The organism is Halorubrum rarum (assembly GCF_048380895.1).
Taxonomy (GTDB): Archaea; Halobacteriota; Halobacteria; order Halobacteriales; family Haloferacaceae; genus Halorubrum.
This window is the reverse complement of sequence record NZ_JBLWMN010000005.1, coordinates 142,396-154,455: the sequence shown is the minus strand read 5'-3', so window position 1 is coordinate 154,455 and position 12,060 is coordinate 142,396. Positions and strand designations below refer to the sequence as shown.

At 66.8% G+C, this 12,060-nt stretch carries 14 protein-coding genes; 6 read left to right on the top strand and 8 right to left on the bottom strand.

Annotated elements, in window-relative coordinates:
- Positions 1 to 77: 77 nt before the first annotated feature.
- The 3 genes from ACNSN7_RS05300 to ACNSN7_RS05290 form a co-directional block, all read right to left on the bottom strand.
- On the bottom strand, positions 78 to 557 hold the full coding sequence (locus ACNSN7_RS05300) for an RNA-binding protein (RefSeq protein ID WP_418281192.1): 480 nt from the start codon (positions 555 to 557) through the stop codon (positions 78 to 80).
- A 67-nt stretch (positions 558 to 624) separates the two neighbouring features.
- Entirely contained in the window at positions 625 to 957 is a 333-nt protein-coding gene (locus tag ACNSN7_RS05295; RefSeq protein ID WP_418281191.1) for a DUF8022 family protein, read from the bottom strand.
- Entirely contained in the window at positions 957 to 2,501 is a 1,545-nt protein-coding gene (locus tag ACNSN7_RS05290; protein WP_418281190.1) for an acyl-CoA carboxylase subunit beta, read from the bottom strand. The genes ACNSN7_RS05295 and ACNSN7_RS05290 overlap by 1 nt, the downstream gene beginning before the upstream one ends.
- A gap of 351 nt (positions 2,502 to 2,852) precedes the next feature.
- Between ACNSN7_RS05290 and ACNSN7_RS05285 the strand changes: the two genes are divergently transcribed.
- The 5 genes from ACNSN7_RS05285 to ACNSN7_RS05265 all read left to right on the top strand — a co-directional run bounded on the left by ACNSN7_RS05285 (position 2,853) and on the right by ACNSN7_RS05265 (position 5,571).
- Positions 2,853 to 3,491 (top strand): 50S ribosomal protein L1, encoded by a 639-nt coding sequence (locus tag ACNSN7_RS05285; protein ID WP_418281188.1) that lies wholly within the window; start codon positions 2,853 to 2,855, stop codon positions 3,489 to 3,491.
- A complete protein-coding gene (locus ACNSN7_RS05280) occupies positions 3,488 to 4,522 on the top strand; it encodes a 50S ribosomal protein L10 (RefSeq protein ID WP_418281186.1) in 1,035 nt (344 codons plus the stop codon). Before ACNSN7_RS05285 ends, ACNSN7_RS05280 begins: the two co-directional genes overlap by 4 nt.
- Before the next feature lie 18 nt (positions 4,523 to 4,540).
- Complete coding sequence (rpl12p, locus tag ACNSN7_RS05275) at positions 4,541 to 4,876, top strand: 50S ribosomal protein P1 (RefSeq protein WP_418281185.1); 336 nt, start codon at positions 4,541 to 4,543, stop codon at positions 4,874 to 4,876.
- Between the two features lie 123 nt (positions 4,877 to 4,999).
- On the top strand, positions 5,000 to 5,191 hold the full coding sequence (locus ACNSN7_RS05270; RefSeq protein WP_418281184.1) for a hypothetical protein: 192 nt from the start codon (positions 5,000 to 5,002) through the stop codon (positions 5,189 to 5,191).
- A 173-nt stretch (positions 5,192 to 5,364) separates the two neighbouring features.
- On the top strand, positions 5,365 to 5,571 hold the full coding sequence (locus ACNSN7_RS05265) for a cold-shock protein (RefSeq protein ID WP_418281183.1): 207 nt from the start codon (positions 5,365 to 5,367) through the stop codon (positions 5,569 to 5,571).
- Positions 5,572 to 5,681: 110 nt separating this feature from the next.
- On the opposite strand, the gene ACNSN7_RS05260 is transcribed toward ACNSN7_RS05265, so the two are convergent.
- Entirely contained in the window at positions 5,682 to 5,918 is a 237-nt protein-coding gene (locus tag ACNSN7_RS05260; RefSeq protein WP_418281182.1) for a hypothetical protein, read from the bottom strand.
- Between the two features lie 266 nt (positions 5,919 to 6,184).
- Here ACNSN7_RS05260 and ACNSN7_RS05255 point away from each other — a divergent pair, with 266 nt between their 5' ends.
- On the top strand, positions 6,185 to 6,952 hold the full coding sequence (locus ACNSN7_RS05255) for a hypothetical protein (protein WP_418281181.1): 768 nt from the start codon (positions 6,185 to 6,187) through the stop codon (positions 6,950 to 6,952).
- 24 nt (positions 6,953 to 6,976) lie between these two features.
- Here the strand turns inward: ACNSN7_RS05255 and ACNSN7_RS05250 are convergent, their stop codons facing one another.
- The 4 genes from ACNSN7_RS05250 to ACNSN7_RS05235 all read right to left on the bottom strand — a co-directional run bounded on the left by ACNSN7_RS05250 (position 6,977) and on the right by ACNSN7_RS05235 (position 11,918).
- A complete protein-coding gene (locus ACNSN7_RS05250; protein ID WP_418281179.1) occupies positions 6,977 to 7,993 on the bottom strand; it encodes a GNAT family N-acetyltransferase in 1,017 nt (338 codons plus the stop codon).
- A 10-nt stretch (positions 7,994 to 8,003) separates the two neighbouring features.
- Positions 8,004 to 9,290: a Glu-tRNA(Gln) amidotransferase subunit GatD gene (gatD, locus tag ACNSN7_RS05245; RefSeq protein WP_418281178.1), complete on the bottom strand. Its 1,287-nt coding sequence runs from the start codon at positions 9,288 to 9,290 to the stop codon at positions 8,004 to 8,006.
- Positions 9,291 to 9,419: 129 nt separating this feature from the next.
- Positions 9,420 to 9,611: a DUF7317 family protein gene (locus ACNSN7_RS05240; RefSeq protein ID WP_418281176.1), complete on the bottom strand. Its 192-nt coding sequence runs from the start codon at positions 9,609 to 9,611 to the stop codon at positions 9,420 to 9,422.
- 429 nt (positions 9,612 to 10,040) lie between these two features.
- On the bottom strand, positions 10,041 to 11,918 hold the full coding sequence (locus tag ACNSN7_RS05235; protein ID WP_418281175.1) for a helicase C-terminal domain-containing protein: 1,878 nt from the start codon (positions 11,916 to 11,918) through the stop codon (positions 10,041 to 10,043).
- Between the last annotated feature and the right edge of the window lie 142 nt (positions 11,919 to 12,060).

The following is a 12,060-nucleotide window of genomic DNA, read 5'->3' as shown; positions in this document are numbered from 1 at the left end:
ACTCGGCGGGAACGGGGTTAAAAGGCGTGGCCCGTCCCGGCGACTGCGGTCGAAACGGTGTCGACCGTCCCGGCGACTCAGATCGAGAACTCGTAGAGGTCGTCGCCGACGTGGTGGATCGATTCGACGACCTTCCCCTCGTCGCCGACCATTCCGTCGCCGTCGACCAAGGCGCGTCCGACGGCGAGCACCTTCTCGTGGGTCTCCTCGGCTATCACGACCAGATCGCCCTCGCGGATCCCTCGGTCGGCCTCGACGATGCCGGGACGCATCACGTCCGCCCCGTCGGAGACGAACGAGATCGCACCCGCGTCGACGACGACGATCCCCGTCTCGGGCTCGTAGGCGTTCGCACCCCGGACCGTCAGGAACGGGTCGTCGTCGACGTAGAACACGAGCGGGTCGCCGTCGACCAACACGACCTCGTAGTCGGCGTCGACGAACTCGACTAACTCGAAGCTGTCACCGTCGATGTCGACGCCGAGCCCGTCGGCGACCTCGTCGCGGATCTCGTCGATGTCGTCGCTGCGGAGATGATGGCGTGATTTCACCTGCATGGCCGATAGCTCGGTCGCTCGGCCGATAAAGGGACCGCTCCGCTCCGATCGCGGGCGGCGGTCGGAGCTAGAGTCGATCGCTTCGTCCGGCGGCAGTCCACGGATCGGTCGGCGCACCGTCCGGGACGCGAACGGTTCGCCCCTGAAGCCGCTCGACTCGCCCGGCGAACGCCCACCGCTTCCCGGTCCAGTCGGGGTCGTCGTCGCCGTCGGCCGCCGCGGCCGCCTCGCGATCGCGCAGGTGGGCGGCGACCGCGGCCGCGATGGCGGCCGCCTCGACGTCGTCAGCGGATTCGGGGATCGACAGCCCGTCGAGCGTGACGCCGTGGTCGCCTCCGTCACCGACGTCGTCGGCCGGACGAGATGCCTCGGTCCGCTCGGGTGGGGAGTCGGTCGCCATCAGATCGGAATGTTGCCGTGTTTCTTCTCGGGTTTGTTCGAGCGCTTCCCTTTCAGGACGGTGAGGTCGTCGATGAGGCGGGCGCGGGTCTCCGCGGGCTCGATCACGTCGTCGACGAAGCCGCGGTCGGCCGCGGAGTAGGGGTTCGCGAACTCCTCGCGGTACTCGTCGATGAGCTCCTGTCTCCGCGCATCGGGGTCCTCGGCGTCAGCCAGCTCCTCTCGATAGAGCACGTTGACCGCGCCCTTCGGTCCCATCACCGCGATCTCCGCGGTCGGCCACGCGTAGTTGACGTCGCCGCCGATGTGTTTCGACGACATCACGCAGTACGCGCCGCCGTACGCCTTCCGGGTGATGACGGTGAGGAGGGGAACGGTCGCCTCCGAAAAGGCGTACAGCAGCTTCGCGCCGTGGCGAATGATCCCGTTGTGCTCTTGGTCCGTGCCGGGCATGAAGCCGGGCACGTCCTCGAAGGTGAGGATGGGGACGTTGAACGCGTCACAGAAGCGGACGAACCGCGCGCCCTTCTGGCTCGACTCGATATCGAGCGTGCCGGCGTTCACGCGTGGGTTGTTGGCGACGACCCCGATCGAGTGGCCGTCCAGCCGGGCGAAGCCGACGACGATGTTCTTCGCGAAGTTCTCGTGGACCTCCATGAACGAGCCCTCGTCGACGACCCCGCCGATCACCTCGTGCATGTCGTACGGCTTCCGCGGCGCGTTCGGGACGATCTCCGCGAGCTCCTCGGACGCGCGATCGGGGTCGTCCCACGGCTCGACCCGCGGCGGGTCCTCGACGTTGTTCGCGGGGAGATACGACAGCAGTCGGGCGATCCGATCGAGCGCGTCCTCCTCGCTCTCCTCCGCGAAGTGCGCGACGCCGGACGTCGACGAGTGGGTGACCGCGCCGCCGAGTTCCTCGAAGCTCACCTGCTCGCCCGTCACCGTCTCGATGACGTCCGGGCCGGTGATGAACATGTGGGAGGTGTCTTTCACCATGAAGGTGAAATCCGTGATGGCCGGGGAGTACACCGCGCCGCCCGCACACGGGCCCATGATCGCCGAGATCTGCGGGATCACGCCCGACGCTTCGGTGTTGCGTCGGAAGATCTCCGCGAACCCGCCCAGCGAGGCGACGCCCTCCTGAATCCGCGCGCCCGCCGAGTCGTTGAGCCCGACGACGGGCGCACCGACGTCCATCGCCTTATCCATCACCTTACACACCTTCTCGGCGAACACCTCGCCGAGCGAGCCGCCGAACACGGTGAAATCGTGCGCGAACACGAACGTCTTCCGGCCGTTCACTTCGCCGTAGCCGGTGACGACGCCGTCGCCCGGAAGCTTCGTCTCCTCCATCCCGAACTTGTGGTTCCGATGGGTCCGGAACCGATCGAACTCGTGGAAGGTGCCGTCGTCGAGGAAGTAGTCGATCCGCTCGCGCGCGGTCATCTTCCCCTTGTCGTGTTGGGACTCGATCCGGTCCTCGCCGCCGCCCTTCGCGGCCCGTTCACGGCGCTCTCGCAGGTCCTCGATGCGATCGTCCATCGTCACGCCGCACCACCCTCGGTCATTGGATCGAGCGTCGGCAAGCGACGGCAAAAGGGTTCCCCTATACGACGACACGAGGGTTCGACGAGCGTCGTATTCGGGTGACGACTCCGCCGACGCGGCGGGTGTCGACGCGATCGATGCGGCGGGTGTCGACGCGATCGATGCGGCCGACTCGATCGACACGACTCGGTTCGTCGTGGACCGCAGCGATCGTCCCTGTCTCCGGTTCACACGCGCGGGCGGTGTTCGACGGTTTTAAACGTCTCATGGGCCACTCTCCGATGAGACAGGCTTCGCCTGTTTCACTGACCCGTAGGAGCTACCTGCGTACTACGGAGGTGAAAAATGGCAGACACAATACAAGAGGCCGTCACTCTCGCGCTTACAGAGGCCCCTGAGCGGAACTTCCGCGAAACGGTGGACCTCGCTATTAACCTGCGAGACCTCGACCTCAACGATCCGTCGAATCGAGTCGACGAGTCCGTCGTGCTGCCGGCTGGAACGGGGCAGGAGACACAGATCGTCGTCTTCGCGGAGGGTGAAACCGCCGTCCGCGCCCAGGAAGTCGCTGATGAAGTGCTTGACAGCGACGACCTCGAGGACCTTGGAGACGACGACGACCGCGCAAAGGATCTGGCCGATGAGACCGACTTCTTCATCGCCGAAGCCAACCTGATGCAGGACATCGGTCGGTACCTCGGTACCGTCCTCGGTCCGCGCGGGAAGATGCCTACCCCACTGCAGCCGGACGACGACATCGTCGACACAGTCAATCGGATGAAGAACACGGTGCAGCTGCGGTCGCGCGACCGTCGCACCTTCCACACGCGCGTCGGTGCCGACGACATGGACGCCGAGTCCATCTCGGACAACATCGACGTCATCATCCGCCGTCTCGAGGCCGACCTCGAGAAGGGGCCGCTCAACATCGACGGGATCTACGTCAAAACGACGATGGGTCCCGCGAAGGAGGTGCCCGTATGAGCTCGGTCCGCAAGACCGAGACGATCCCGCAGTGGAAACGGGAGGAGGTCGACGAGCTCGTCGCGTTCATCGACTCGTTCAACTCCGTCGGGATCGTCGGCGTCGCCGGCATCCCGAGCCGACAGCTTCAGGCCATGCGCCGCGAGCTGCACGGCTCCGCGGACGTCCGGATGAGCCGCAACACGCTCACCGTTCGCGCGCTCGAGGAGGTCGACGAGGGCGTCGAGGATCTGACCGACTACGTGGCCGGACAGGTCGCGCTCATCGGCACCAACGACAACCCGTTCGGTCTCTTCAAGCAGCTCGAAGCCTCGAAGACCCCGGCTCCGATCAACGCCGGCGAGGTCGCGCCGAACGACGTCGTGATCCCCGAGGGCGACACCGGCGTCGACCCCGGACCGTTCGTCGGCGAACTCCAGACTGTCGGCGCGGCCGCCCGCATTCAGGACGGCTCGATCGTCGTCACCGAGGACTCGAAGGTGCTCGAGGAGGGCGAAGTCGTCGACGACGACCTCGCGAACGTCCTGACCGAGCTCGGCATCGAGCCGAAGGAAGTCGGACTCGATCTGAAGGGCGTCTACTCCGAGGGCGTCCTGTTCGAGCCGGACGAGCTCGCGATCGACGTCGACGAGTACCGCGCGGACATCCAGTCCGCCGCGGCCGCCGCGCGCAACCTCTCGGTCAACGCCGAGTACCCGACGGCCCGCACCGCCGGAACCCTTCTCGCGAAGGCGTCCGGCGAGGCCAAGTCCGTCGCGCTGTTCGCGGAGATCGAGAGCCCGGACGTCATCCCCGACCTGGTCGGGAAGGCCGACGCGCAGCTGCGCGCGCTCGCCGCCGCGATCGACGACGACGAGGCGCTCCCCGAGGAGCTACAGGGCGTCGAAGCCGCCCCGGCTCCGGAGGAGACGGCGAGCGACGACGAGGACGAACAGGCAACTGAAGACGAGGACGCCGAGGAGGCCGACGACGACGCCGACGATGACGACGGCGACGACGGCGGCGAGGGTCTCGGCGCGATGTTCGGATAACACACGAGGTACACAACAATGGAATACGTTTACGCTGCACTCATCCTGAACGAGACTGGCGAAGAGATCAACGAGGACAACATCACCGGCGTGCTCGACGCCGCCGGCGTCGACGTCGAGGAATCCCGCGTCAAGGCGCTCGTCGCCGCGCTGGAGGACGTCGACATCGAGGACGCGATCGAGACGGCCGCCGCGGCTCCCGCCGCCGGCGCTGCCGCGGGCGGTGCCGCCGCGGACGACGGCGGGGACGACGCCGACGATGACGCCGACGAGGAGGCCGCCGAGGAAGAGGAGGAGGACGACGACGAGGACGAAGGCGACGGCGGCGAGGGTCTCGGCGAACTGTTCGGCTAACGCCGGCCGCTCACGGACCGCGTCGACACCGACTTTCGATCCGATTTTTCGCGACCCACTACACGAAGTGATAACGCCGTCCGGGTGCTTTTATGCTCGCCGCTGGAAGCACCGCTGACCGACATGAAGATCGTTGACGGCGACAAGGTGGTGTGTGACCGGTGCGAGTCGGTGTTCCTGCTTGCGGACGTCTCCCTGCTCGAAAAGGAGACCAACAGGAACTACGAGAAGGTGTTGTGTGACGACTGTCTCGGGGCGGTTGGGGTCCCCCGTGGGTACACCCTCCGACGTGACATCACGCATCTCGGGCAGTGATCGATCTCTGACGGGGATCGAACGGTGCTCGTCCCGGTCGAGGACCGCAACAGCGCTCGTCCCGGCTCGCGGCAACGACGAGGGTGGTCACGCGATCGACGGATCACCCGTCGATCCATGGTACCTTGACCCTCGCAAGCGTTATCCCGGAAACGCCCCTACGTCTGTTTGCAATGGCAAACGGTAAGGTTGACTTCTTCAACGACACTGGCGGCTACGGTTTCATTTCGACTGACGACGGCGATCTCGACGACGACGAGGACGTATTCTTCCACATGGAAGACGTCGGCGGCCCGGACCTCGAGGAGGGTCAGGAAGTGGAGTTCGACATCGAATCATCCCCCAAGGGACCCCGCGCGACGAACGTCGTCCGCAACTAACGGCAACTCCTCGCCCGCCGCGTCACGCGACGGTCGATGACGATGCTTTTCACGCTTTTCACCCGCGGAGCGAACGCGCTCGGAAGCGACCGCGACCGCATCCCGTGTGGCTACGCGTCTCCGTCCGCTCCACCTGTGGATCCGACGTCGCGGTGGAGATACATGTATAACAGCACCGGAAGAATCGTGAACACGAGCGTCGCGAGAAACCAGACGAGTGCACGGTCGCTTCCGCGCGCCTTCGCGTCCCGATAGATCCAGACGGCGACCGCGAGCACGATTCCGTATATCGCGAGCGTGAGCGGGAGCGACCACGGGAGAGTGACGCTCGAAACGACGGGGAACATACCTCCGTGTTCGCTCGGACGGAATTGAGCGCTTCGTTTCCGTCGCTCCGATCGCGTCAATTGATAGTGAGAACGTAACTATTATATCAACTGATTTAGAGAAGAATAACATGCCATCTCGACGAGATGTGTTGCGCTACGGTGCAGCGGCAGGGGTCGGAACGACAGTCGGCATTGCGGGGTGTCTCGGGGACGACGGCACGGAGTCCGTGAACGCGTGGCTCCCTGATCCGTTCTTGCTCCCGGGTGAACCGGATCGGTATTTCGTGAGGTCAACGGCGCCTTCGTCGTTCGACGAACACGCGGACGAACTCCCCAGAGAGGACTGGCAGTCCTACCGCGATTCGATGGTTCGGAACTACGATTTCACACGGCTCTACGCCGACGATATCGACCGCATCGTCCAAGGTGAAGGCGGCTACCGTGGCCGCGGGTTCGACGTGGTGACCGGCGATCTCGACGCGGAGGATATCGAGGCTGACCTCCAGCGCAACGAGTTCAGAAACGTCACCGAACACGAGGGATACGAACTGTACGAACACGCTGAGGCCGACCAGGTCGGGACCGCGATGGGTGTCGAGGACGGGACGCTCCTCGTCGCGGGCGGTCCGAACGGTGGTGACGCGGTTCGCACCGTCGAGGACGTTATCGACGCGCAGATCGGGGAGGCTCGACGGTACGCGGCGGTCGACTCCGAGTTCGAGCGATTGATGGAGGCGGCCACGGTCCGTGATTACTTCATCGGCGTCACCGAGGAGCCGCCGGACGAGACGAACGCCGAGCGGGGTCGGTTCCGGAATCAGATCGGGATCGCGTTCTCCATCGGGCTCGATGACGGTGACTCCGACCTGTCGATGACCGTTCTGTTCCAGGACGAGCGCGACCCGCGCGAGCGGGATCTCGAGGACTGGACTCGAGAGAGTGACAATTTCCGTCTCTGGCGGGACATCGAGATATCGATCGAGGAGGAGGTCGCCCGCATCGACGCGACGATCCCGACCCGCGACGTCCTCGAGGGCGGTCTGATCGTCTGAGAGACTGAACGGCGCGGAACGGTCTCACTCGCTCGCGTCGAGAAGCCGGTCCGTGAGGGCCGCGCTCATCACGAAGTCGGGTTCCCCATCGACTGCGATGCGGTTGGCGGCCGTGTCGCTCACGTGTCCGACGGTTTCGGGGATCACAACGCGTGTCGCGTCGGCGTCGCGCTCGGCAGCGTCGCGAGCGATCGCGTCGTACAGCGTCCCGGCCGCCTCCGTGTCGCGCCACGCGGCGACGCCGTACACCGCGTGCCGTTCGACATCGTCGTCGGTCTCGCGCTCCTCGATCCGGGTCCGTATCGCGTAGCCAGTGATGCCGTCGTCCCCGACCGCGATCAGCCGGCCCTCGGCGGCCGCTGTCGCCATCCGATCTCGGGTGAGCTCCGAGCAGGCCCAGCTCTCCGCGGGATCAAGTGCGAGCCCGCGGAGGTGGTCCCGTGCGTCGCAGTTCTGCCAGAACGCCCACGCGCCGTCGGGGTCGGGGTCGTCGAGCGCCGCCGCCGCTGCGTCGGGGTCGGGCTCCGGTCGCGCGAAGCGGAACTCCGTCGTCGGGTCGAATCCGACCGCACGCGACTGACCGAGCCCGGCGGCGTTCCACGAGAACACCATATTACGGCACACCGTTGCGCCGGCTTCCCGCGCCCAGTCGAGCACCGCCTCCGTGAGGCGAGTGCCGACGCCGACTCCTCGCACCGTCGGATTCACGCGGATCCCCTGTGCCCACGCTTCCCACTCCGAGAGCAACACGCCCTGGATACAGCCGACGACCGCCTCCGGGTCGCCGGCCGCCGCGGCACCCGTCCCGTCGCCGTCGACGAGCGTCTCGGACCGGACCGCACCGGCCTCCGTTACGTCCTCGGCCGATTCTCGGGTCAGCGTCGCGACGAGCGTCCGCTGCCCGTCGCCGTCCGTCCGTGCCCACTCCGCGAACACTCGTGGGATGTAGTCCTCGTGGCGGTCGCCCCACGTGTCGTCAGTGAACGCGGCGATCGCGTCGGCGTCGTCCGGGCGAGCCCGGCGGATCGTGATCCGGCTCATCGCCCCACGGTCACCGCCAGGGCTGTGACTCCTCGGTCAGTTCGCCGGCCAGATCGCGACGCATCGTCTCGGCTGGGTCGTTCGTGTTCGCGACCGCCCACATCAGCTTCACCTTCGCGGTGCCGGGAAGGGTGTCGCCGGCCTCGAGGACGCCGGCGTCGAGCAGGTCGCGACCCGTGTCGTACACGCGGTCACAGACCCGACCTTCGAGACACTGGCTCGTCATGACGACGGTCGTCCCGGCCTCGACCAGCTCCTCGATCCGTGGGATCAGGTCGGTGTGGACGTGGCCGAGTCCGGTCCCCTCGATCACGACGCCGGTCTTCCCGTCGAGGTACTCCCACGCCGCGGGATCCATTCCCGGCGTGAACGTGACGAGCTCGACGTTTCGGTCGAGGTCCGGCGAGATCGAGAGGTCCCGGCTCCCTCGCCGGGCGGGCTCGCGGTTCCACGCGATCGCCTCGCTCGCGACGTCGCCGTCCGCGCCCGCGTCGCTGGCCGTCTCGTAGTCGACCACGCCGAGGGGCTTCGCGCCGACGGTCTCGAACGCGTCGCGCCGGGAGGTGTGGCTCTTCCGGACGCGGGTTCCGCGATGAAGCGCACAGGCGTCGTCGGAGGGGCTCGCGTGCATGCAGACCAGCGTCTCGGCGTGGTCCGCCTTCGCCGCCTCGACGGCACACACCGCGTTCATCACGTTGTCCGAGGAGGGACGGTCCGCGGAGCGCTGGCTCCCGGTGAACACGATCGGAACCGGCGAGTCGAGCATAAACGAGAGCGCGGACGCGGAGTACTGCATGGTGTCCGTCCCGTGCATCACGACGACGCCGTCCGCGCCGGCCTCGATCTCCGCGCTCACCGCGTCGGCGAGCTCTCGCCAGATCGTCGGGTCCATGTTCTCGGAGAGGATGTTGGCGACGACGCGCCCGCGGTAGTTCGCGCGCCCCGCCAGATCGGGAACCGCACGCAGCACGTCCTCGGCGTCGAACTGCGCCGTGACCGCGCCGGTTCGGTAGTCGACCGTCGACGCGATCGTTCCGCCGGTAGAGATGAGCGAAACGGTCGGCAGGTCGTCGTCGAACGTGATCTCGGAGGCCGCGCCGCCGCCCGCGTCGGCGTCGTCGTCGACGTCGCGTGCGCCGGATTCGAGCACCTCGACGTCGGCGGCCTCCCGGTCGATACCGACGTTGTACCCGCCGTTCAGCTTGACGACGAGGTGGTCGTTCGTCGTCGACGGCAACAGCACGCCCTCGTTCGTGACGTCCCCGCGGTCGACGCGGACGCGATCTCCCGGTTGCATACCACCGGATACCTCTCCGGCGGACTTGAATCCAACCGTTCACGATGGGACCCGGCGTCCCCCTTCGAGAAGCCGTTCACGCCTCGGTCGTCTCGGCGTCCGCGGACGTCTTCGTCGTCGAGCGTTCGGTCAGTCCGCGCGTGCCGTGTGGTCACCGCCGAACACGGCGGTCCGTTCGGAGTCGGTGACCTCGATCCCGCGCCGTTCGAGCTGATCGACGAACTCCTCCTCGCTGAGACCGGCCTGCGTGGCCGCCTGGGACAGTGTCAGTGTTCGCGCACCGTACAGCGTCAGCGCACTCGACAGCCCGTTGGTTGCCATACTCGTCGATGGACTCTGAAGGATTATGAAGGTTACTACTTCCTTGAGGGGCCTGATACACCTTATACGATATTATGTAGCATGGATGAACAACCGTGGTATTTAATGTGTGGCAGTCACAGCCCGCAGGAATTATGCGTCTCGACGGTCGAACTCGGGTATGGACAGACAACAGCTGTTCGCGCTGTTTTTCGCGTTCCTCATGGTGAGCTCCATGGTCGCGTGGGGCGTCAGCGCCCTGTAAGAGTCCCCGTCGACCACGAATCGACTGCGATCGAGCGCAACGCCGTGGCGACGTCGACAGCAACGCCGTGGCGACGTCGACAGCAACGCCGTAGCGACGTCGACAGCAACGCCGTAGCGACGTCGACAGCAACGACGCCGCTGGATCGGTCGCCCCAACCTCCGTCGCCCACGCGCTCTCGGCTTCTAGCCGTCGCCCCAGACGTCCGAGAGCGGATGGTTCGCGCGGCGTTCGGCGTCCGCCTCCGACCGCGTCCGCGTCGTCGACCCCGTATCGTCGGTCCCGCCCGCCGACGTCCCGCCCGGGACCGACCCGTCTCCGTCGATCGAACTCCCGGTCGGGCCCGCCCCCGTGCTCGACCGCCCGGCCCGCGACGGACCGGACGGTTCGGCGTCGATGCCGGCCAGCGCTGCGGCCGGGTCGAACTCGGGGAGCGTCGGCGTCGTCATCGCCTCGATCTGATCGCGGAACCACGGCGGCGTGTCGGACCGCGCACGCTCGAACAGGTCGAGCAGCGAGTCGTCCGCGAGGTACGTCACGCCGTAGTCGTCCGGCGAGCGGACGACGCGCCCGCACGCCTGGATCACGGTCCGCAACGCCGCGCGGTGGTACCACGCCCACTGTCCGTCCTCCAGACGGCGTGCGACCCGCGAGTCGTTCGTGTTGAGGTACGGGGCCTTACACACCACCTGCCACCGACACAGACCGTCGTGCAAGTCGAGCGCTTCCTCCATTTTCACGGAGACGAACACCTCCGGGTCCGAACTCGCCTTCCACGTCTCCAGTTCCGCGTCGCGGTTCCCGCTCGTGTGTCGTCGAACGCGCGCGGCGACGCCGAACTCACCGAGCCTCTCCACGAGCCTGCTCGCGATGTCGTACGAGTGGGCGTGAATCAGCCCCTTCTCGTCGGGATGTTCCGCCATCAGCCGGACGATCAGCCGGGCGATCCGCGGGATCGTCTCCTCGCGGTGCTCGTACGTCATCGGCCCCTGTGTCACGTCGTATATCCGCCGATGTGCCAGCGGGAACGTGTGTTCGACGTCGACGAGCGCGACGTTCGCCGGGTCGAGCCCGACGCCGCGACAGAACGCCTCCTTGGAGAGGATCGTCGCCGACAGCAGCGCGAACCGGTTCCCGCGGTCCCAGACGGTGTGCCGGAGATAGCGAGCGGGATCGAGCGGCTTGATAGTGATCGCTTCGCCCTCGCCGTCCGGCTGGTCGACGACCCACGTCGTCGGCGACTCGGGGTCTCGGTAGTCCTCGAGGAACCAGCCGAGCTCCCCGATCAGCTCCTGTAAGCGGTCGCGGCGGGCGACCTCCTCGCGGCTCAGCTCCGATCGGCCCACCAGCTCGTCTTTCGCACGCTCGGCGACCCCTCGGAGGGTCTCGACGAACCGCGCCGTCCGGTCGATGGCGTCCTCCTCCGCCCCCGCGTCGCGCTCGACGTCCGGGACGCCCACGTCGTTCCAGACGGGGACGCGGTCTGCCGTGAGCTCGATCGTCGCGTACATCTCCGCCCATTCGGCGAGCCCGTGTGCCTCGTCGATCACGACGACGTCGCGCTTGCGGAACACCTCCGAGCCCGCAGTCTGCATGAAGTACGCCAGCGTCATGGCGGCAAAGCGGTTCGCGGAGGCGATCGCGCGGTCGGAGAAGTACGGGCATCGATGTTTGACGGTGCAGTCGAAGCCGCGCTCCCGGACGCAGGGGGCGCGATCGACGGCGGTGTCGTGTTCGCCGGGGAGGATGCAGTCGTAGTTCGACTTCCCGCGGATCACCTTCAGGTCGTCGAGCAGGTCGTCCCCGGCGACGTCGTCGAGCTGGGACACCTGCGGCGTGGTGTAGTACGCGTCGGTCGCCTCGCTGGGCGCGGCGTCGGCGACCTCGCGGGCCGCCCCCATCACCGCCCGCGCGATCAGGGACTTGCCGCTACCGGTCGGCGCGCGCACTAAGACGACGTCGTTGCCCGCGGCGAACGCCTCACGAACGTCCGCGAGCGCCTGCTGCTGTGTCCCGCGGAAGCTCGGTGCCGGGAACTCCTCGGGGATCCGGTCGGGGTCCACACGGAAGCCTGGCGCGCTATCCGCCTAAAAGGCTCGGAGTAGGATCGACCGCTCCTCGGGGCCATCCGTTTTAACGAAACCCCGGCCGATAAACGCTCACAAACGTGAAAACGAACAACTACCCGATCGTTTATTAGGGTTC